Genomic DNA, 21,903 nt, shown 5'->3' on the forward strand with positions numbered 1-21,903 from the left:
CAATTTTGGTTATAAAATTTCTAAAATTTCTAAACTAAATCAAACAGAAATTGAAAAGTTTGTAGTTAAAATCCAAACAGAAAAAACGGTTAACAATCATGTTCTAAGTAGTTTTAAAATGGCAATGTTAAATTTTGACCAGCCACTTTTTGTAAAAACGTATAACGAATTACTTAGTCAGAAAACTTTTAGTGCTGTATTTTTTGAAACATTTATACCTCTATTAGAGGAAATAGGTGTTTTATGGACAACAAACACGATTACTCCAGCACACGAACATTTTATTTCTCATTTAATTAAACAAAAAATATTAATTGAAATTGAGAAATATCAAATTAAACAAAATAGCGTTTCAGATCAAACCTATATTTTATACTTACCATTTAATGAAATTCACGATTTAGGTCTTTTGTTTCTCCATCACGAAATCGTTACAAAAGGACATCATTCTGTATACTTAGGAAGAAGTTTACCAATTGAGAACTTATTGGAATTAAATAACCACTTTAAAAAAATAACGTACATCACCTACTTAACGGTAGAACCAAGCGAAGATGAAATTGAAAATTATATTCAAACTTTTAAGAATACGATATTAAAAAACAATGCTAATGACTTGTTAATATTAGGAAGAAAAGCTCAGACTTTAGACAATTCTAAACTACCTGAAAACATTAGGTCTATAGATAACTTAAAAGATTTCTTGTATACTCTTTAATATTACATTAAAATACTAATTACACATATATGCCAAAAACAATACATATTATAGGATCTGGATTTTCATCATTAGCTGCAGCTTGTTATCTAGCCAAAGAAGGTAATAATGTATCTGTATTTGAAAAAAACACCGGCTTAGGAGGTCGTGCACAACAATTTACTGCTAACGGATTTACATTTGACATGGGTCCATCATGGTATTGGATGCCCGATGTTTTTGAAAGTTTTTTTGCAGATTTCAATAAGAAACCTTCAGATTATTATAGTTTAGAAAAATTAAATCCAGGTTATAGAGTATTTTTTGAAAACGACACGCATTTTGACGTATCTGAGGATTTAAATACCATTATATCCGATTTTGAAAAAATAGAAAAAGGAAGCGGTAAAAAATTAAGCGAATTTATTGACAACGCTAAAAAAAATTACCAAATTGCTATCAAGGATTTAGTATACAGACCTGGCGAAAGCATTTTAGAATTAATTACACCACAAACTGCACTTAAAATCGACCAATTTTTTTCAAACATCAAAAGAGATGTTCGTAAAAAAATTAAAAACAAAAACTTACAACAAATTTTAGAATTTCCTGTATTGTTTTTAGGAGCAAAACCTTCAGACACACCATCATTTTATAGTTTTATGAATTATGCCGATTTTGGTTTAGGAACGTGGCAACCAAAAAATGGTTTTTTCGATGTCGTTCAGGCTATGGTTCAATTAGGAAAAGAATTGGGCGTAACGTATCACACTAATGCAGCTATTTCTAAAATTATTGTAGAAAACAATACTGCTACAGGTATTGAAATAAATAATAAAATTTTAAAAGCAGATGTAGTGCTTTCAGGAGCAGACTACCATCATACTGAAACGTTATTACCAATTAATAATAGACAATATTCTGAAGCCTATTGGGATAAAAAAACATTTGCGCCTTCTTCCCTATTATTTTATGTTGGTTTTGATAAGAAATTAGAAAATGTGTGTCATCATAATTTATTTTTTGATTCGGATTTTGAGAAACATGCTGTTGAAATTTACGACAATCCAGAATGGCCTTCAGAACCCTTATTTTATGCTAATTTTACTTCATTAACAAATAAGGAAACCGCTCCAGAGGGCTGCGAAAATGGTTTTTTTCTAATACCAATTGCACCAGACTTAGAAGATACTGAAGAAGTAAGAGAAATCTATTTTGAAAAAATAATAAGTCGATTTGAACACATTACGAAACAAAATGTTAGAAAAAACATTATCTTTAAAAAATCTTTTTGCGTAAACGACTTTAAATCAGAGTATAACTCCTACAAAGGGAATGCATACGGGATGGCTAATACATTATTACAAACCGCTGTTTTACGTCCGAAATTGAAAAGTAAAAAAGTTAAAAATTTATATTTTACGGGACAATTAACCGTACCTGGACCTGGTGTTCCACCAGCGTTAATATCAGGAAAGTTAGTTGCCCAATTAATAAAAAAATACCAATAATATGAAGGCATTATTTGATACCGTTTCTTTCGCATGTAGCGTTAAAGTTACCAAAGCATACAGTACTTCTTTTTCATCTGCAGTGAAAATGCTTGCACCATCAATTAGACAAGATATTTATAACATTTATGGTTTTGTTCGTTTTGCCGATGAAATAGTGGATAGTTTTCATGACTATAACAAAGAAGTTTTGTTTGAAAAATTTGAAAACGAATTAGAAGATGCTATTCAGAATAAAATTAGTTTAAATCCTATTTTAAACTCGTTTCAACATACTGTAAATAAACACAATATTAGTCAAGATTTGATTGATGCGTTTATGAAAAGTATGAAACTTGATTTAGTAAAACAAGAATACAAAACCACTGAAGAATATCACGAATATATTTATGGAAGTGCCGATGTAGTTGGATTAATGTGTTTAATGGTTTTTGTAAATGGTGATGAAAAAAAATACGAAGAACTAAAAGCATCAGCCATGAAATTAGGTTCTGCTTTTCAGAAAGTAAATTTCTTGAGAGATTTAAAAGCTGATTTCGAAGGTTTAAATCGTACTTATTTTCCAAATACCGATTTAAATAAGCTAACAGAAACTTCAAAAAAAGAAATTATTGAAGACATTGAAGCTGATTTTAAAATGGCATACGAAGGAATTTTACGTTTACCTATTGAAGCTAAATTTGGTGTATACACCGCGTACAGATATTACAAACGATTATTGAAAAGATTGAAAACGACACCTTCAACAGAAATAAAAAACACACGGATTAGAGTTCCTGATTATGAAAAAGCCGAACTTTTAGCGCGTTGTTACGTAAAATATCGATTAAATTTACTTTAATCATTAAAAATTTAAATACATTTTTAAACATTAAAACTTTAAATTAAAAAATTATGTGGTTGTATATAGTAGTGTTTCTTATAACATTTTTTATGATGGAATTTATGGCGTGGTTTACTCATAAATTTATTATGCATGGATTCCTTTGGAGTTTACATGCCGACCATCACAAAAAAGACCACGATTCGTGGTTTGAAAGAAATGATGCTTTTTTTATCTTTTATGCTGTGGTAAGTATGACATTTTTCTTCTTATGGCAAAATGGAATATTAGAAATCGGATTAGCGATAGGACTTGGGATTTTTGCCTACGGCTTAACGTATTTCCTAGTTCATGATATTTTTATTCACCAACGATTTAAATTATTCAGAAACGCAAATAACAAATATGCTCGTGCACTAAGACGTGCACACAAAATGCACCATAAACATATTGGAAAACACCAAGGAGAATGTTTTGGAATGTTATTATTTCCGTTTAAACATTATAAAAACGCATAAAAAAAGCTCCTTTTGGAGCTTTTTTTTATATAAATAATATATCTCTATTTTTCAATTTCTTTTAAGCTTTCCATTTTCTTGTAGGCCAAGAATCCTTTGATATCTTCAAAATGTTCTTTAACACGTTTATTTCCAAATTCGAACACTTTTGTTGCCAAACCATCTAAAAAGTCACGGTCGTGTGATACTAAAATTAATGTACCATCAAAATCGCGTAAAGCATCTTTAATAATATCTTTAGTTTTCATATCCAAATGATTGGTTGGCTCATCGAGAATTAAAACATTCACAGGTTCTAATAATAATTTTATCATCGCCAAACGTGTTTTTTCTCCACCAGAAAGCACTTTTACTTTCTTTTGAATATCATCACCTTTAAACATAAAAGCACCTAATAAATCTTTAATTTTCGTACGAACATCACCAATTGCAATTTGGTCTATTGTTTCAAAAATTGTCATTTCACCATCTAATAATGAGGCTTGATTTTGCGCAAAATAACCAATCTGAGAATTATGTCCTACTTCTAACTTACCTTCAAACTCAATTTCCTTCATAATGGCTTTTATCATGGTAGATTTCCCTTCTCCATTTTTTCCAACAAAAGCTACTTTCTGTCCTCTTTCAATAACCATATTGGCATCTTTAAACACAACATGGTCACCATATTTTTTTGATAATTCTTCTACAACAACCGGATATTGCCCAGAACGTGGCGATGGTGGGAATTTCAATTTCAATGCCGAGGTATCCACCTCATCCACTTCAATGGGTACAATTTTTTCTAACATTCTAACACGAGATTGAACTGCGTCTGTTTTAGAAAATGTACCACGAAAACGATCTATAAACGCTTGATTGTCAGCAATGAATTTTTGTTGTTCATCAAAGGCTTTTTGTTGGTGAATTCTTCTGTCTTTTCGCAATTCTAAATATTCAGAATATACGGCTTTGTAATCGTAAATTTTACCCATTGTAACTTCAATAGTACGATTAGTAATATTGTCTACAAATGTTTTATCGTGAGAAATTACCATTACAGCTTTTGCCGAATTAATTAAAAAATCTTCCAACCACTGTATACTTTCGATATCCATATGATTGGTTGGCTCATCTAACAAAATTAAATCTGGTTTTTTTAATAAAATTTTAGCTAATTCAATTCGCATTCTCCAACCTCCTGAAAATTCTTTAGTTAATCGAGTAAAATCTTCTCTTTCAAAACCTAATCCTTTTAGTACTTTCTCTACCTCTGCTTCATAATTGACTTCTTCAATAGCATAAAATTTTTCTGAAAGTTCAGAAACACGCTCAATTAATTTCATATACGCATCACTTTCATAATCCGTTCTAACTGTTAATTGCTCATTTATATCGTCAATTTCTTTTTTCATATTTAGTACCTCAGCAAAAGCTTTAGAAGCTTCTTCCATTACCGTACAATTGTCTGAAGTTAATAAATGCTGAGGCAAATAAGCTATTACAGCATCACTTGGAGCAGAAATACTTCCACGTGTGGCTTTGCTTTCGCCTGCAACTATTTTCAAAAGGGTTGATTTTCCTGCGCCATTTTTACCCATAAGGGCAATTTTATCATTTTCATTAATGGCAAAAGTTACTTCGCTAAAAAGAGTGGTTCCGCCAAATTCTACGGCGATATCATTAACTGTAATCATTTTATTTTAAGGTAAAAGGTTTTGGGTAATGTGTTAAAGGATTTGTAAATTATATCAAACTTTTCACTATTTACTAATCACTACAATTACATATTCATTTTAAAATCTTCAATTACATCTCTCACTTTCATAAAATCATTTTCTTCTATAAACAATTCAATTATTGCTACATCTCCTGAATTTTGTTTGTTTTCTCGTTGTGTCACTTTTACATTTTCGGCTTCAACTGCAGCTTGTAATTTTATAGCAATTGATTCTTTTCCAGAAAAAATTTTAATAAGTCCCATGTTTATGTATTTGGATTTTTGAGGTGCAAATATAGTCTATTTCAATAATTTTAGGCAAAATTGAAAGATTAATAAATTATTGTGTTACAATTTATTATAAATTATAAGTAAAACCAGATTTGAATAGGTTGAACTTCAATAAAAGAAGTTATATTTACAAAACAAATAATGCGAAGTAATTAGAAATTTCAAAAAATTATGGCTAAAAGTCAAGACGCAAAAAAAGGACAAAAAAAAGAACCTTTAAAAACTCAAAAAGAGAAAAAAGAAGAAAAACGAGATAAAAAAAACAATCCTAAAAGAGATTAATGAAATAAGTCCTGAATTAGTAATAATTGAGGATTTTTTTATTCGTAACTTTTAGTACTTTTACAAAAAAAATGCATGAGCTATTCTGAACAAATAAATGCTATATACGACCACCTAAAAACCAGTTTATCTAATGGGACTTTTGCAAAGTTAACCTTAGGAAAAACCATTGGAAAAACGGAATTAACAAATGTATATTTTCGTACGATTGTAGATAATGATACTTTAAAATTCAATGTAACTTTTAGATATTTATCCGAAGAAATTATAGAAATAAAACCTATTGAAGATGTAATACTGCTTTTAAATCAATACCTAAACAATCCGTTTTTAACCGTAATTTTATTTACAACAGAAAAAGATATTTTAATAAAACTTAACAAAAAACGAAATGCCACCATTACTGAAATGGACAATACGTTTAAAAACGCAGATCCTGTTTTGTTAGAATACTTGAAAAAATAAACTTTTACAACTCATCAGGGAAAATTTTCCCAGGATTTAATATATTATTTGGATCAAAAACAGCTTTTATTCTTTCCATTAGTTCTAAATGACCTTTATTAAAAGCAATATCCATATAGTTTTTTTGTACCAAACCAATACCGTGTTCTCCAGATAAAGTTCCTTTTAGAGAAACTGTTAATTCAAAAATTTCACGAATTCCTTTTGGTACTTCTATTTTCCAATTGGTGTCAGACATAGTGCCTTTGATAATGTTTACGTGTAAATTTCCATCACCAGCGTGTCCATAACACACCGATTGAAATCCGTATTTTGAACCAATTTCCTTAATACCTTTAAGTAATTTTGGTAGTTCATATCTTGGAACAACCGTGTCTTCTTCTTTATAAATAGAATTTGCTTTTACGGCTTCAGCTACACCTCTTCGCATTTTCCAAAGGGCATTTTTCTGATCTTCTGTGTCTGCAAATAACACTTCATCGATTTCAAATTGTTCTACCACTTCCAATATTTTTTCCGCTTCTTGCATTAAAATTTCTGGGTAATTACCATCTACTTCAATTAATAAATGGGCTTGATGTTCTAGTTTAACCTCTACAGAAATGCCGTCTAAATGGGTAACTGACCAATCTATGGCATCTCGTTCCATAAATTCTAATGCACTCGGAACTATTCCGGCTCTGAATATTGCAGAAACCGCTTCACAAGCTTGTTCAGCCTTATAAAATGGAACCAACAGCAATACATTATGTGTGTTTTTCGGAATTAGTTTTAAAACAATTTTGGTTACAATCCCTAAAGTACCTTCGCTTCCTACCATCAATTGGGTTAGGTTGTAACCTGTAGAATTTTTTAACGTATTGGCACCTGTCCAAATAATAGCACCCGTAGGCAAAACCACTTCTAAATTCAATACATAATCTTTAGTTACCCCGTATTTTACAGCACGTGCTCCACCAGCATTTTCGGCAACATTACCTCCTATCCAACAACTACCCATACTACTTGGATCAACAGGGTAAAACAATCCTTTTTCAGCTACTGCTTCACGTAATACTTGAGTAATTACAGCTGGTTCAGTAGTGACTTGCAAATTATTTTCGTCTATTTCAATAATTTTATTTAATCGCTCTAACGACAAACCAATGCCCCCAAAAATAGATAAGGCACCACCACTTAATCCGGTTCTTGCACCTATTGGCGTAGTTGGAATTTTATATTGATTGGCTATTTTTAAAATTTCGGAAATTTCTTGTGCATTGGCTGGTTTAAGAACTACTTGCGGTGGAAAAGATAAATCTTCCGTTTCGTCATGACCAAAATGCGATAATGTTTCAGCATCTGTAAAAATATAATTTTCGCCTACAATAGTGGTTAATTTTTGAAAAGCTTCAGTATTGAAATTCATAATTTTATATTTTATTACTACAAAATTTCGAAAGTATCGAAAAGTAAATAGTTTTTTGTTTTTGCGATTAATTTGGCTTCTTTTGAAAACGAATGCCTTAGCCCTGATAGGAGCGGTATCCTTTTTATTTAAGTTTCCTGAGGCACTCGAAGGAAACTTAAATAAAAAGATTTAGCGGATAGCAGGAATGGCTTCATTTAAAAAAAATTATTACTTTTACACAAAGCAATTTTAATTGAGTAAAAATAATAAAATATCTGCACTTTCCGAAAAAGACGGAATAATTAAACCTGAAATAGTAAGTTCTCAGGTAGCAAAGCACATTCAAGCGTTTAGAAAGCAAGAAGTTAGTGCGGCTGAGTTGATTGAAAAAATTATTTTAGGGGATAAAGTAGCTTTAAGTAGAGCTATTACCTTAATTGAAAGCACCAACCCACTCCATTTTGAAAAAGCCAATGAAGTCATAAATGGTTGTTTGCCTTATGCTAATAAATCGGTTCGAATTGGAATAACAGGTGTACCTGGTGTAGGAAAAAGTACATTTATAGAAGCATTTGGAAAACACCTAACCGGCATTGGAAAAAAAGTAGCAGTTTTAGCTATTGATCCAAGTAGCACGTTGAGTCACGGAAGTATTTTGGGAGATAAAACCCGAATGGAAGAATTGGTAAAAGATGAATATGCTTTTATTCGACCAAGTGCATCTGGTGAAAGTTTAGGCGGTGTCGCCAGAAAAACTAGAGAAGCAATTATTTTATGTGAAGCCTGTGGTTTTGATACTATTATTATTGAAACCGTTGGTGTTGGACAAAGTGAAACCGTAGTACACAGTATGGTAGATTTCTTTTTGCTATTAAAAATATCGGGCGCCGGCGATGAGCTACAAGGTATTAAGCGAGGTATTATGGAAATGGCCGATGCAGTAGTAATAAACAAAGCTGATGGCGACAACATACAAAAGGCAAAAATGGCGCAAATAGAATTCAATAGAGCGTTGCATTTGTTTCCAATGAAAGATTCAGGATGGCAACCTAATGTAACCACTTGCAGTTCGCTGACTTCGGATGGTATTACAGAAGTGTATGCGATTATTCTAGCTTATATTTCTCAAACCACTGATTCTGGTTATTTTAATGCTAACCGAGAAGCGCAAAACCAATATTGGATGATGGAAACTATAAATGAACAACTGAAAAACAGCTTTTATCAGCATCCAGAAATAATAAAACAATTAGTATCCGTAAAAAAACAAGTAGTACAACACGAAATATCTCCTTTTGTAGGCGCCAAATATTTATTAGAGCTTTTCAAGAAATAATAGTATAAATTTTTATACCTTATTCATTAATTCACAAAACAAACTTTAACATTTTTATATGCAAAATATTGAAACCGTATTACAATTAGAAGACGAAATAGCTATTATTGAAGCCGTTGGGACTCATATTTGGGATAAAAAACAAAAAACAGATTTAAACCACGCCGAAAAAACATTCGTTCTAATAGATATTTTTGAAGCTGCAATGAATGAAGGCGGTTTGCAGTATTTCTTCAATAATGAAAGTGGCGATTTTGCTAAAGAAATTATCCAAGCATATAAAGAAATTGAAGCGCCTAAAACAGCTACATTACTGACAAAAGCTTTTCAATTATTTACAGTTAAATATACCGAAAATACAGCAAAAAGACAAGAAGTTATAGCCAAACTTGATGAAAAAATTATCTCAGGTTGGGAAGACTTAGATGAAATTTTCTTTACAGAAGAAGAGGAAGATGTTGTAGCATTAATTGTTGCTTTTATTCGTAAAAATAAATCGAAATTTCTTAATGAATTCGTGTAACACGATACCGTTTCTGTCGTCTTACATATAAATTAAATATGTAAACCTATTGGAAACTATATTAAAAATTAGCAATCTTCATAAAAAATACGGCAAAGTTCACGCGGTAAACAACGTTTCTATTGAAATAAAAAAAGGAAATGTATATGGAATTTTAGGACCTAATGGATCTGGAAAATCAACTACTTTGGGCATTGTTTTAAACGTAGTAAATAAAACATCCGGTGAATTTCAATGGTTTGATGGAGCACACTCTACACACGAAGCCCTAAAAAAAGTGGGTGCCATTATTGAACGTCCCAATTTTTACCCCTATATGTCAGCGGAAGACAATTTGAAATTAGTCTGCAAAATAAAAAACATTACTTTTACAAAAGTCTCCGAAAAATTAGAATTAGTAGGTCTTTTAGAAAGAAAAGACAGCAAATTTAAAACGTTTTCATTAGGAATGAAGCAACGTTTGGCTATTGCCTCTGCCCTATTAAACGATCCTGAAATTTTAATTTTAGATGAACCTACAAATGGTTTAGATCCACAAGGAATTAGACAAATTAGAGATTTAATCCGAATTATTGCCAATCAAGGCACAACAATTCTTTTAGCGTCTCACTTATTAGACGAAGTTGAAAAAGTATGCTCACACGTAATTGTAATAAGAAATGGCGTTACTTTATACCAAGGATCAGTTGACGGAATTACAGCAAATGAAGGATTTTTTGAGTTAGAATCAGATAATTTAGCACAATTAAAAACGGCGATACAATCGTTTCCACAAATTGAAAAAATAGAAGAAGAGGATTCGAAAGTATTGGTGTATTTAAATGCTAATTTAGATGCAGCAGAATTAAATTCGCACTTATTTAAACAAAATATTACGCTTTCACATTTAGTGAAACGCAAAAACAGTTTAGAAGAGCAATTTTTAGAATTAACGAAACATTAATTTTGTTGCCTGAGGTTCTCGAAGGCAACAAAATTAATTCAACAATTGCCTTCGAGAGCCTCAGGCAACTTTCAAACTAAATAAACTAAAAAAATGAAAAGACTACTCTCTATAGAATTACAAAAAATTTGGCAAAACAAAGCCAGCAGAATACTAACCATAGTTTATTTTTTATCGCTTTCGTTATTAGCTACGGTAGCCTTAATTGAATTCGATTTTGGTGTGTTTAAATTTGAAGCTGCAAAAAGTGGCTTTTTCAATTTTCCATATATTTGGCATTTTACCACGTTTATTGCTTCTTGGTTAAAAATATTTTTGGCTGTAATTATTGTTTCAATGATTGCTAATGAATATAGTTACGGCACATTAAAACAAAACTTAATTGATGGAATGTCTAAAAAAGAGTTCTTACTGTCAAAAGTGTATACCATATTAGTATTCTCATTAGTTTCTACCACTTTAGTTTTTGTAATTAGTTTAATTTTAGGTTTAAAATATTCTTCTTTTACAGAGATAGGCATCATTTTTTCGGATTTAGAATATTTGTTTGCTTACTTTTTAAAACACGTTGCGTTTTTCTCTTTCTGTTTATTTCTTGCCTTGTTAATTAAACGATCTGCTTTTACATTAGGATTTATTTTTGTTTGGTTTTTAGGGGAAAATATTGGTCACGCCATTTTAAAATATCAAATTTTAGGCTATACGCACTTAGATAAAGACACTACTCCAATTGATTTTCTAAAAAAATTATTTCCTTTAGAATCAATGTCAAATTTAATTGTAGAGCCTTTTACGAGATTAAATTTTGTAAAATCGGTTACCACTACAGTGGGTGCAACTATTGAAAAAAATTATGCTGTAGAACCTATTAGCATTGCCATCGTATTATTTTGGACCTGCTTGTTCTTATTTTTATCTTTTTACCTCCTTAAAAAACGAGATTTATAGTATCTTTGCTGATGCTATGAAAAAAATAATATTAATATTTTTTGGCGTTTTATTTAACGTTAGCGTTTCGCAAAACATAACTGTAAATCAAACCTTTACAGCACAACAATTAATTGAAAACATTTTAGTTAACAGTGGTTGTGTATCTGTAAGTAATTTTTCTGCATCAGGTGGAAATTTTAGTGCAGGTGAAATGAGTTTTGGATATTTCAATGCTAATGGTTCTGTATTTCCCTTTCAAGAAGGTATTGTTTTAAGTACTGGAAAATTAAGTTCCGTAATTGGACCTAATACTAATTTTTCAGATTCAGGCATTGGAATGGGTTGGAATGGTGACTCCGATTTGAATACTGCATTAAGTTTAACTAACACATTTAACGCTACTGTATTAGAATTCGATTTTATACCGAATGCGAATACTATCAGCTTTGATTATATTTTTGCATCAGAACAATATCTTTTGAATCCTACTGCAAACCAGTGCAATTATACTGATGGTTTTGCTTTTTTACTTAAAGAAGCTACAGCCACATCGTATCAAAATTTAGCTTTAGTTCCTGGTACAACTATACCTGTTCGAGTGAATACGGTTCGAGGAAGCGGCACAATTTGTCCTGCTGCAAATCAAACGTATTTTGATGCGTTTAATACAGGGACCTATCCTACAACTTATGATGGTCAAACCAAAATTTTAACAGCACAAGCAGCGGTAATACCTGGAACATTATATCATATTAAATTAGTTATTGCTGACGAAGGAAATGCACGTTTTGATTCTGGAATTTTCTTAAAAGCCGGAAGTTTTGTGTCAGAAAAAGACTTAGGACCTAATCGATTACTTGCCACAGGAAATTCTTTGTGCCCAAACGAAACGTTAATATTAAACGCAACACAATCTGGTGCTACAAGTTACCAATGGTTTAAAAATGGTAATCCTGTCGGGACAAATAGTGCCACTTATGATGTAATATCAGCAGGAACTTATACGGTAGAAATAAATGTTAATACTACTTGCGTTATTACAGGCTCAATTGAAATAGAATATGCGCCTAATATAACAACATCAACTACCAGCTTTACAGCTTGTGATACGAATTCAGATGGATTTGCTGTATTTGACTTAAACGCCATTAAAACGCAAATATTTAATAACTTACCAAGTAATTACAGTGTAGCATTGTTTGAATCTACCACTGGAACAACTGCTTTACCAGCCAACTTTACCAATACTACACCAAATCAACAGATTATTTATGCAAGAATCGTTACGCTTGAAAATTGCTATGCTAACATTCCAATTACGCTAAACGTAATTTCATCTGGCGGTATTTTACCATCCGAAATAATAAATATTTGCAATAATTCAGTAACAACAATTAGTGCTCCAAGTGGTTTTTCTAATTATAGTTGGAATACTTTACCTGTTCAGAATTCGCAATCCATATCTATTTCAAGCTCAGGAAATTATATCGTTACGCTAACAAATGCAAATGGCTGTACAAATACAAAAACATTTACTGCAATTGAATCTGAAATTGCTACAATCACGAATATTGATGTAAATGATTTTGAGGAAAATTTAACGGCTTTAATTTCTATTTCTGGGAATGGTAATTACACCTACTCAATTGATGGTATAAATTTTCAAAATACACCCCTTTTTAATTTGCCTGAACCTGGAGAATATCGAATTTATGTTAAAGAAGAAAATTGCGGAACAGTTTCTGATACCTTTTTTGCACTAACCTATCCAAAATTTTTCACTCCAAATGGAGATTCATTTAACGATGTATGGCAAATTAAAAATTTAGATAAAAAAGGATTAGAAAACAGTAAAATTTATATTTTTGATAGATTTGGAAAACTTATAAAGGAGTTAAATAAAATCAACTCCAGTTGGGACGGCACTTTCGATAATCAAATGCTTCCCTCAACAGATTATTGGTTTATTATAGAAGTTTCAAACGGCAAAAAAATAAAAGGACATTTTAGTTTAAAACGATGATAAAAAACATATTTTTAGTACTCCTTGGTGGCGGAATTGGAAGCGTAGCCAGATATTTACTAAGTTATTTTCTAACTAAAAATAACACAACACAGTTTCCTTGGGCAACTTTCATTGCAAATGGCTTAGGCTGTTTGCTAATTGGATTACTTTTTGGATATATTCAGAAAAATAATTTGCAAAATGAAACGTTAAAACTTTTACTAATTACCGGATTTTGTGGTGGATTTACTACTTTTTCAACATTTAGTTTAGAAAACATTCAATTTATTCAAAATCAAAATTATAACTTTGCCATTCTATATACAATAACTTCCCTAGCAGTAGGTTTTTTGGGTATTATAATAGGTTTTAAACTATTCAATTAATGACACATTTAAACGAAACTCAAATTAAAGAATTGCAACTACTCTTAGCAACTCCTAAAAAGATTGCTATCATTCCGCATAGAAATGTGGATGGCGATGCTATGGGTTCTACGCTTGGGTTATATCATATATTAAAACAATTAAATCATCAAATTACTGTTGTTGTACCTAATGAAATCCCTGATTATTTGCAATGGATTCCAGGTACAAATGACGCAACACTAATTTTTGAAGGTGCACATACAGATAAAGCAACTTCTGTTTTAAAAGAAGCTGAACTAATTTTTACATTAGATTTCAATGCATTTCATCGTACTGGCGAACAAATGGAAACGGTTTTAAAAACACTTTCAACAACATTTGTAATGATTGACCACCACGAGAAACCTGATACCTATGCAAAATATATGTTTTCGGATATTGAGTATAGTTCTACTTGCCAAATGGTGTATGAATTCATACAAAAATTAGAACTTGGTGACTACATAAATGTAGATGCAGCCACGTGTTTATACACCGGTATTGCAACAGATTCTGGTGGATTTCGTTTTCCAAGAACTACCGGAAACTTGCATCGTATTGTGGCAAATTTAATTGATATAGGCGTGAATAATTCGCAAATTCACGTAAATTTATACGATAATGGCGATTATAATAAACTTCAGATTTTAGGAAAAGCGCTATCTAATATGAAAGTGTTACCAGAATACAAAACGAGCTATATTACACTTTCGCAACAAGAACAAAATGAATTACAAGTTAAAAAAGGCGATACAGAAGGTATTGTAAATTATGGCTTAACCATTAAGGATATCGATTTTACAGCGTTTTTCACCGAAGTTTCAGAAGAAAAAATAGTTAAAATTTCGTTCCGTTCACAAGGTGATTTTGATGTAAACCAGTTTGCTAGAAATCATTTTAATGGTGGCGGACACAAAAATGCCGCTGGTGGAAAATCTTTTGATAGTTTAGACGACACAATAACTAAATTTATTGCTATTTTAGCAATCGAAAAAAAATAAATTAACTAAAATGAATTCATTCAAACTTATTTTACTTGTTGCTGTAAGCATTTTCATTACTTCGTGTTCTGAAAAACAAGCGCGTCAACCCATTTCTCACTCATCAGGAACTTTTATGAAAGAATCCATTGATAGAAATAAAAAGTTGAATGAACAAGAAAAAATAGCCATCAATAAAATCATTCAAAAAGATACCGCATTTATTTATAATCGTTCAGAAAAAGGTTTTTGGTATGCCTATGAAAGTAAAAGTACTGAAAACGTATTTCCTGTTAAAGGTGATGTAGTGAATTTTGATTATGAAATTACCGATTTATACGGAAATACTATTTATTCTGCGGAAGAATTAAAACCTCAAACCTATTATGTAGACAAACAAAATATTATGAGTGGTTTAAGAAACGGTATCAAATTAATGCATAAAGGCGACAAAGTGAAATTTATTTTTCCTTCACAATCTGCTTACGGATATCACGGTGATGATAAAAAAATCGGAACCAATCAGCCAATTATTTGTCACGTAACGTTAAATGAAATAAAAACAGAAACCCCTGAATAATTAAAAAATGAAAAAGATACTACTAACATTCCTTTTTTTTAGCACACTATTTATTTCTTGCACAGGTAAAGTTGAAAATGGTAATTTATCAGATGGTTTATATGCTTTAATTGAAACGTCTAAAGGTGATATTACTATAAAATTAGAATTCGAAAAAGCGCCTTTTACCGTAGCAAACTTTGTTACATTAGCTGAAGGAAAAAACAATTATGTCAACTCAAAATATAAAGGCATTCACTTCTATGACGGATTGACTTTTCACAGAGTTGAAGCAAATCCGCCTATGATTCAAGGTGGCGATCCTTTAGGTTCAGGACAAGGCGGACCTGGATACAAATTCAAAGATGAATTCCATCCAGAATTAAATCACGGAAAAGCTGGAATTTTATCTATGGCAAATTCAGGACCTAACACAAATGGTTCGCAATTTTTCATAACAACAGATCAAACCCCTTATTTAGACAGAAAACACAGTGTTTTTGGTGAAGTAGTAGAAGGATTAGATATTGTGAGTACAATTGTGGTTGGCGACAAAATAAATACTGTAAAAATCATCAGAATTGGTGATGCAGCGAAAAAATTCGATGCGCTTAAAGTATTTAAAGAATATTTTGATAAACAAGTCGAATTACAAAAAGTACTTGAGCAAGTAAAAATTAAAAAAGTAGCACAAATTGAGGATATTAAAGCAACCGGGACCAAAACCAAAACTGGATTAATTTATAAATTAATTTCTTCAGGAAAAGGAAAAAAACCAGTTTATAGCCAAGAAGTATTTGTACACTATGCCGGCTTTTTTGTAGATGGCACGCTGTTCGACACAAGTTATGCAAATGTAGCCGAAGAAAATGGCGTATTAGATGTAGCCAGAAAAGAAGCTAACGGATATGCACCATTTCCATTTACTTACGGCAGTAAAACTGGCTTAATTCCTGGATTTATTGAAGGATTAGAAAATATGAAATTTGGCGATAAAATGGCCTTATTAATACCTGCGCATTTAGGGTATGGGGAACAAGGTTATGGCACCATTCCGCCTAATGCCACATTATTATTTGAAGTAGAATTATTAGAAAAACTAAATTAATTAAAAATGAAAAAGTTAGTAGTATTATTGTGTGCATTAACTGCCACTGTTTCTTTAGCACAAACTAAAAATGCGAAACCAAAACCAGTAGTTTTGGAAGGTATATTTGCAGAAATTTATACCAACAAAGGTAAAATTGCCTTACAATTAGAGTTTCAAAAAACACCCATTACTGTAGCGAATTTTATTACGTTAGCAGAAGGTAAAAATGAATTTGTAACCAACGACAGAAAAGGAAAACCTTATTATGATGGTTTAAAATTTCATAGAGTTATTGCTAATTTTATGATTCAAGGTGGTTGTCCATTAGGAACTGGAGCGGGAGATCCTGGATATAAATTTAAAGACGAATTTGATCCAAGCTTAAAACATAACAAACCTGGAATTTTATCTATGGCAAATTCAGGTCCTGCAACAAATGGGTCTCAATTTTTTATCACACACAAAGACACACCCTGGTTAGACAACAAACATAGTGTTTTCGGTCACGTTATTGAAGGGCAAAAAGTAGTAGATGCTATTGCTCAAGATGATGTAATTGAAAAAGTAGTAATTGTTAGAAAAGGAAAATTAGCTAAAAATTTCAATGCAGAAAAAGTATTTTCAGAATATATGAAAATAAAACCTGAATTAGATAAAAAAGAAGCAGAAGAAAACAGAATTAAAGCAGAAGCTGCAGCAAAATTAGAAGCAGAAAAAAGACAAAAAGAAGCGGAAGCAAAAGCCATTGCTGATAAAGAAATGAAAGAAAAATTAGGTCCGCTTTTAGCTGCTAAAGTTGCTGAATTAGCTGCTTTAAAAGCAAAATCTACAACTACGCCTTCTGGTTTACAATATAGTATCTTACAAAAAGGAACAGGTGTAAAACCAACAGAAGGAAAAGATATTTATGTGCATTATGCAGGATATTTAGAAGATGGGACTCTTTTTGATAGTAGCTACGAAGCCATTAACAAAATGTACGGTAAATTTGACCAAAACAGAGCCAACCAAAACGGATACCAACCTTTTCCATTTAAATATGGAAGTAAAGGAGGCTTAATCCCTGGATTTTTAGAAGGAATTAACAATATGAATTTCAACGATAAAGCAATTTTCTTTATTCCAGCTAATTTAGGTTATGGCGAAAGAGGTGCAGGAAATGTAATCCCACCAAATAGTAATATCATTTTTGAAGTGGAAATTTTAGAAAGTTTACCCGCTGCAAAAAAATAAATACTGAACAATTAATTTTAAAATCTCATCTTGAGTTATCAAGGTGAGATTTTTTATTTGTACAAATTCATACATTTACATTGGGTTTTACTTACTTTTGTACTTAAATTAATGAAATGGCACGAATTTTATCTATAGATTACGGACTAAAACGAACTGGAATTGCAGTTACAGACGACTTTAAAATTATTGCAAGCGGACTTACCACAATTCCATCTACAGATATAATTGCTTTTTTAAAAACGTATTTTTCGAAAGAAAATGTAGAAACTGTACTCATCGGAGAACCAAAACAAATGAACGGGTTACCAAGTGAAAGTTCGGAAATGATTGAAAAATTCATTTCGCAATTTCATACCGAATTTCCAAATATGAAAATGGAACGTGTTGATGAACGTTTTACTTCAAAAATGGCATTTCAAACTATGATTGATAGCGGTTTAAAGAAAAAACAACGCCAAAACAAAGCTTTAATTGACGAAATAGCCGCAACAATACTATTGCAAGATTATTTGAATTACAAGAAATAAAACGTAAATTTGAATGTAAGATATACGAGTTTAGATTTACAAAACCTGAAACAAAAAAAACAACATAATGAATTTAGAAAGTCCAAAAACAAACGTAGAAAAATCTGCTGAATACATTTTTAATGCCTTATCAGATATTAAAAATTTCGAAAAGTTAATGCCTGAAAATATGGCAAAATTTGAAGTTATTGATGAAAATTGCTTTGAATTTGGTTTAAAAGGTATGCCAGAAATTAAATTGGTAAAAAAAGCTAGCACACCAAATTCAGAAATAATCTTAGGAGCCGCTTCTAGTAAATTACCGTTTACTTTAACTGCAAAAATAGATGCCACTTCAGAAAACACTACAGATATACAATTGTTCTTTGAAGGTGAATTCAATGCAATGATGGCGATGATGGTTAAAGGACCAATTACCAAGTTTATTGAAACATTGGCTAGCAACATGAATAAATTATAGTTATGAAGAAACTATTTTTTTTATTTTTTATTGCAATAGCATTAAATTCATTTTCTCAAAATGGCAGAATGAATCAACAAGTATCTGGAGTTGAATTTTATTTTGGAAAAAAGGAATATGTACCTGCAACGGTTCAACTAACTAATGGAAAAACATTAATGGGTGAAGTTCAAGATTTTGATTCTCCAAACATAATTGAGATTAGAGATTTTGGTTTTAAACCTAGTGATCTTGAAAACGACATTAATTATAATAGAAAAAAAATTAGATTTAGAAAAAATGCTGAAGATACTTCAATTCAAATATCAGCAGATTCAATAAATTATATCACCCACTTTGATATCGAAACAAAAGAAATTAAAGAATTTAAACGATTAAAAATTTTAAGAACAAAAAATAACGGTGAGATTGAAGAAACTGACCGTATTGTATTTCTGCCTTTAATTAAAAAAGATTCTATAAATTTCTATGGTTATAATATGATTGCGCAAGGTAAATATGTTAGAACCGTTTTTTATTTAAATAATTCAAAAGATAATTTAGCTATTAATCCTTTAGATTTTAGCATAATGGATTTATTCAAAAATCAAAATGAAATTGGGAAAGAAGTAGTAAATGCAATTAAACACGTTACTAATGATTGTCCAGAGTTTCAGAAAATACTCGATCAAAAGATGGATGTTTCAGAAGAAATGAAAAAAGATGCTATTCAAAAATATCAGAAAATGCAAAGTGACGTAAACGAAGGAAAGAAAAACTTAAAAACTAAAAAAGAAAAACGAGAATTTGAAAGTACCGTTTTTGCAAATTATTATTTAGAACCCTTTATAAAACTTACTGAGAGTTATAAAACTATGTGTAAATAAAAAAGAGCGACAATTATTTGTCGCTCTTTTTTTGATGAAATTTTAAGATAGATTACATAAATTCCCAATTACGTTCCTTTACATAAACTAACTTCCCATTATTAATTTCTAAAGGGCAATCAAAATTATTAGTATACAAACCACCGGTTCCTAATCCTTGTGGCATTTTATTATTTAACGTGTAGGTAAATTGTGCAATCGCATTTAAACCTACATTACTTTCTAAAGCTGAAGTAATCCACCAACCAATATTTCGTTTTTCGGCTAATTCTATCCATTCTAAGCTACCTTTTATTCCGCCAATAAAACTTGGCTTCAAAATAATATATTGTGGCTGTATGACGTCCAAAAGCATTGCTTTATCTTCATAATTAAATACACCAATTAATTCTTCATCTAATGCTATTGGAATTGGTGTGGTTTTGCATAGCTCTGACATCCTGTCAGTGTTGTTTTTTTGAATAGGTTGCTCAATGCTATGTAATTCAAATTCAGATAATTGATTTAATTTTATTAAAGCTTCATTTGAAGTAAAAGCGCCGTTAGCATCTACACGTATTTCAATAGTTTTTGCATCAAAATTTTGACGAATAAATCGCAATAATCCCAATTCTTTTTCAAAATCTATAGCCCCAATTTTTAATTTTATACAGGTAAAACCTTCCGCTAATTTTTCTTCAATTTGTTGTTTCATAAAGCCTTCCTCACCCATCCAAACCAATCCATTAATTAAAATTGAATCTTTCGATTGGGTAAAATCAGAAGGAAATAATTCAAATGGAGAAACAGCTTGTAAAGATAAAAATGCCATTTCTACACCAAATTGAATGGAAGGAAATTCAAGAAGCGCCTCCCATAATTTATCCTTTCCCAAATGAATGTTTTCACACACCCATTTTAATTTTTCTTCATAATCTGGTCGGTCATCAATAGACAAACCTCGCAACAATCCACACTCTCCTATTCCAATTTTACCATTTTCTTCTAATAGTAAAAACCAGGTTTCTTTTTCCGTCATCACACCACGCGAGGTGCCACTTGGACGTTTAAAGTTAAGGATGTATTTTTTATAGGTTGCTTTCATATTCTTAATTAGACAATGAGTCAATTTTCAATGTGACAATTATTGAAACTTATTCAAGGATTCTTAGTATTTTTTTAAAATTATCGGTTGAAAATCCTCTTTTCTCGAAATCTTCAAGATCATATTTGGTTTGTGCTATCCAACTTTTATTTGCCGAAATATTATTGTCTTTATATAATTTATGAATATCTTTTGCTTCGCCAACTTTATTAGAAAACATAAAAACGTGCGCTAATTTTAATTTGTATCCTAATTCCGAAGCGTTTCTATCAATTGCTTTTTTATATTGTTCTTCAGCATTTACAAATTGCTTGTTGAATAAATAAATATCTCCTAAAGCACTATAATCATTGTCTTTGGCATATTTTTTTTCGATAATTTCCTTCTGAATTAATGCGATTGCATCATCTGATTTTCCTTTCTTAAACAAATCGAAAGAAGCGCTTCTAATTTTATCTAAATAATTTTGTAATTCTCCTGATTGCGTTAAACTTTCGGTAGCAATACTTTGCATTATATTCGCTTTTTCAATTGCAAGTAATTGTTTGTATTCACTGTACTTATATTTAGCTGCGAAAACTTTTATAAACGTAGCTAAATAATTATTTTTGTTTGCCACCATTTTAACAGTTGCTAATTTTTCAGCTTCTGTTAAAATTTCTTTTTTTGTTTCTAAATTCCAACCTCTACTAGCTGAATAATCTATCCAAGAAACCACTTCCAATACAATTTTGGTGCTTAATACCCAGTTTTTATTTTCAAAACCAAACCAAATAGAGGGTGCGTTTTCAAAACAGTTGGTATTTTTAATAGAAATCACTTTACTGTCTTTATTTACAGGTTCTTTTTTAAAATAACAAGCCGTTTCTAACTTTCCGTCTTTTAAAAACTGATTTCCAGCCTTTTCAGACGTGTAAATCCCATAGACACAAGTATCATCACCTGAAAGTGAATTAGTTAATACAATAGCGCCTGCTGTGCCCTGACTAATACCTGTAGGATCTGGAATGGCTTTTAGTATAGATGCTAAACTTGTAGTGATTTTTCCATTTTCATCAATTAATAAAATTCGGAATACAAATTCAGAGGCACCCTCGGGTAAATCGTCAATTTTTACTAACGTTCGGTTACCCGATGAAAGTTTAATTTCTTTAGTAAACGCGCGCTCTTTATCCCAAAAACCATCCTTCTGAGCGAAAGAAATTTGAGCAATAAGAAGGAATAAGAATATTTTTTTCATGAAATAGTTTTTCTATTGTTAAGCAATTTTGATACCAAAGT

General features: G+C 31.0%; 23 protein-coding genes. 18 read left to right on the forward strand and 5 right to left on the reverse strand.

Translation table 11 applies throughout. The annotated features are described in order from the left end of the window. From ACIQZ1_RS04665 to ACIQZ1_RS04680, 4 genes are all read left to right on the forward strand, one after another. On the forward strand, nucleotides 1-718 hold a 718-nt coding region (locus ACIQZ1_RS04665), incomplete at its 5' end, for a B12-binding domain-containing protein (RefSeq protein WP_396159506.1). 29 nt (nucleotides 719-747) lie between these two features. Continuing rightward, a complete protein-coding gene (locus tag ACIQZ1_RS04670; RefSeq protein ID WP_396159508.1) occupies nucleotides 748-2,208 on the forward strand; it encodes a phytoene desaturase family protein in 1,461 nt (486 codons plus the stop codon). Between the two features lies 1 nt (nucleotide 2,209). Then, nucleotides 2,210-3,049, forward strand: coding sequence for a phytoene/squalene synthase family protein (locus ACIQZ1_RS04675; protein ID WP_396159510.1), 840 nt, complete (start codon nucleotides 2,210-2,212; stop codon nucleotides 3,047-3,049). Between the two features lie 53 nt (nucleotides 3,050-3,102). Next, nucleotides 3,103-3,549: a sterol desaturase family protein gene (locus ACIQZ1_RS04680; protein ID WP_396159512.1), complete on the forward strand. Its 447-nt coding sequence runs from the start codon at nucleotides 3,103-3,105 to the stop codon at nucleotides 3,547-3,549. A 44-nt stretch (nucleotides 3,550-3,593) separates the two neighbouring features. Here ACIQZ1_RS04680 and ACIQZ1_RS04685 read toward each other — a convergent pair whose 3' ends face one another. Further along, nucleotides 3,594-5,225, reverse strand: coding sequence for an ABC-F family ATP-binding cassette domain-containing protein (locus ACIQZ1_RS04685; protein ID WP_396159515.1), 1,632 nt, complete (start codon nucleotides 5,223-5,225; stop codon nucleotides 3,594-3,596). A gap of 86 nt (nucleotides 5,226-5,311) precedes the next feature. After that, nucleotides 5,312-5,512, reverse strand: a complete 201-nt coding sequence (locus ACIQZ1_RS04690; RefSeq protein WP_396159517.1) for a DUF2007 domain-containing protein — start codon at nucleotides 5,510-5,512, stop codon at nucleotides 5,312-5,314. A gap of 384 nt (nucleotides 5,513-5,896) precedes the next feature. Here ACIQZ1_RS04690 and ACIQZ1_RS04695 point away from each other — a divergent pair, with 384 nt between their 5' ends. Continuing rightward, a complete protein-coding gene (locus ACIQZ1_RS04695; RefSeq protein ID WP_396159519.1) occupies nucleotides 5,897-6,286 on the forward strand; it encodes a hypothetical protein in 390 nt (129 codons plus the stop codon). Nucleotides 6,287-6,290: 4 nt separating this feature from the next. Here ACIQZ1_RS04695 and ACIQZ1_RS04700 read toward each other — a convergent pair whose 3' ends face one another. Beyond that, a complete protein-coding gene (locus ACIQZ1_RS04700; protein ID WP_396159521.1) occupies nucleotides 6,291-7,694 on the reverse strand; it encodes an FAD-binding oxidoreductase in 1,404 nt (467 codons plus the stop codon). Nucleotides 7,695-7,929: 235 nt separating this feature from the next. On the opposite strand from ACIQZ1_RS04700, the gene meaB reads away from it, so the two are divergent. The 13 genes from meaB (at nucleotide 7,930) to ACIQZ1_RS04765 (ending at nucleotide 19,538) form a co-directional block, all read left to right on the forward strand. After that, a complete protein-coding gene (gene meaB / locus ACIQZ1_RS04705; RefSeq protein WP_396159523.1) occupies nucleotides 7,930-9,012 on the forward strand; it encodes a methylmalonyl Co-A mutase-associated GTPase MeaB in 1,083 nt (360 codons plus the stop codon). A gap of 58 nt (nucleotides 9,013-9,070) precedes the next feature. Then, on the forward strand, nucleotides 9,071-9,535 hold the full coding sequence (locus ACIQZ1_RS04710) for a DUF4375 domain-containing protein (RefSeq protein ID WP_396159525.1): 465 nt from the start codon (nucleotides 9,071-9,073) through the stop codon (nucleotides 9,533-9,535). A gap of 49 nt (nucleotides 9,536-9,584) precedes the next feature. After that, a complete protein-coding gene (locus tag ACIQZ1_RS04715) occupies nucleotides 9,585-10,478 on the forward strand; it encodes an ABC transporter ATP-binding protein (protein ID WP_396159527.1) in 894 nt (297 codons plus the stop codon). A 93-nt stretch (nucleotides 10,479-10,571) separates the two neighbouring features. After that, entirely contained in the window at nucleotides 10,572-11,426 is an 855-nt protein-coding gene (locus tag ACIQZ1_RS04720; RefSeq protein WP_396159529.1) for an ABC transporter permease, read from the forward strand. Between the two features lie 16 nt (nucleotides 11,427-11,442). Continuing rightward, a complete protein-coding gene (locus tag ACIQZ1_RS04725) occupies nucleotides 11,443-13,431 on the forward strand; it encodes a choice-of-anchor L domain-containing protein (RefSeq protein WP_396159531.1) in 1,989 nt (662 codons plus the stop codon). Further along, complete coding sequence (gene crcB, locus ACIQZ1_RS04730; protein WP_396159533.1) at nucleotides 13,428-13,799, forward strand: fluoride efflux transporter CrcB; 372 nt, start codon at nucleotides 13,428-13,430, stop codon at nucleotides 13,797-13,799. Before ACIQZ1_RS04725 ends, crcB begins: the two co-directional genes overlap by 4 nt. Further along, entirely contained in the window at nucleotides 13,799-14,821 is a 1,023-nt protein-coding gene (locus ACIQZ1_RS04735) for a bifunctional oligoribonuclease/PAP phosphatase NrnA (protein WP_396159535.1), read from the forward strand. The genes crcB and ACIQZ1_RS04735 overlap by 1 nt, the downstream gene beginning before the upstream one ends. Nucleotides 14,822-14,831: 10 nt before the next feature. Beyond that, nucleotides 14,832-15,380, forward strand: a complete 549-nt coding sequence (gene gldI, locus ACIQZ1_RS04740; RefSeq protein ID WP_396159537.1) for a gliding motility-associated peptidyl-prolyl isomerase GldI — start codon at nucleotides 14,832-14,834, stop codon at nucleotides 15,378-15,380. A gap of 7 nt (nucleotides 15,381-15,387) precedes the next feature. Then, complete coding sequence (locus ACIQZ1_RS04745) at nucleotides 15,388-16,467, forward strand: peptidylprolyl isomerase (RefSeq protein WP_396159539.1); 1,080 nt, start codon at nucleotides 15,388-15,390, stop codon at nucleotides 16,465-16,467. A gap of 6 nt (nucleotides 16,468-16,473) precedes the next feature. Further along, nucleotides 16,474-17,682, forward strand: a complete 1,209-nt coding sequence (locus tag ACIQZ1_RS04750; protein ID WP_396159540.1) for a peptidylprolyl isomerase — start codon at nucleotides 16,474-16,476, stop codon at nucleotides 17,680-17,682. 116 nt (nucleotides 17,683-17,798) lie between these two features. Beyond that, nucleotides 17,799-18,212, forward strand: a complete 414-nt coding sequence (ruvX, locus tag ACIQZ1_RS04755) for a Holliday junction resolvase RuvX (RefSeq protein WP_396159542.1) — start codon at nucleotides 17,799-17,801, stop codon at nucleotides 18,210-18,212. A 67-nt stretch (nucleotides 18,213-18,279) separates the two neighbouring features. Next, nucleotides 18,280-18,672 carry an SRPBCC family protein gene (locus tag ACIQZ1_RS04760; RefSeq protein WP_396159543.1) on the forward strand — a complete coding sequence of 131 codons (393 nt, stop codon included), beginning with the start codon at nucleotides 18,280-18,282 and terminating at the stop codon, nucleotides 18,670-18,672. 2 nt (nucleotides 18,673-18,674) lie between these two features. Further along, nucleotides 18,675-19,538: a hypothetical protein gene (locus ACIQZ1_RS04765; protein WP_396159545.1), complete on the forward strand. Its 864-nt coding sequence runs from the start codon at nucleotides 18,675-18,677 to the stop codon at nucleotides 19,536-19,538. 52 nt (nucleotides 19,539-19,590) lie between these two features. On the opposite strand, the gene ACIQZ1_RS04770 is transcribed toward ACIQZ1_RS04765, so the two are convergent. Further along, nucleotides 19,591-20,622 (reverse strand): o-succinylbenzoate synthase, encoded by a 1,032-nt coding sequence (locus tag ACIQZ1_RS04770; RefSeq protein WP_396159547.1) that lies wholly within the window; start codon nucleotides 20,620-20,622, stop codon nucleotides 19,591-19,593. Nucleotides 20,623-20,671: 49 nt separating this feature from the next. Continuing rightward, the gene (locus ACIQZ1_RS04775) at nucleotides 20,672-21,862 is read right to left on the reverse strand and encodes a hypothetical protein (RefSeq protein ID WP_396159549.1); all 1,191 of its coding nucleotides are present in this window, start codon (nucleotides 21,860-21,862) and stop codon (nucleotides 20,672-20,674) included. Between the last annotated feature and the right edge of the window lie 41 nt (nucleotides 21,863-21,903).

The organism is Flavobacterium sp., assembly GCF_044341185.1.
Lineage (GTDB): Bacteria > Bacteroidota > Bacteroidia > Flavobacteriales > Flavobacteriaceae > Flavobacterium.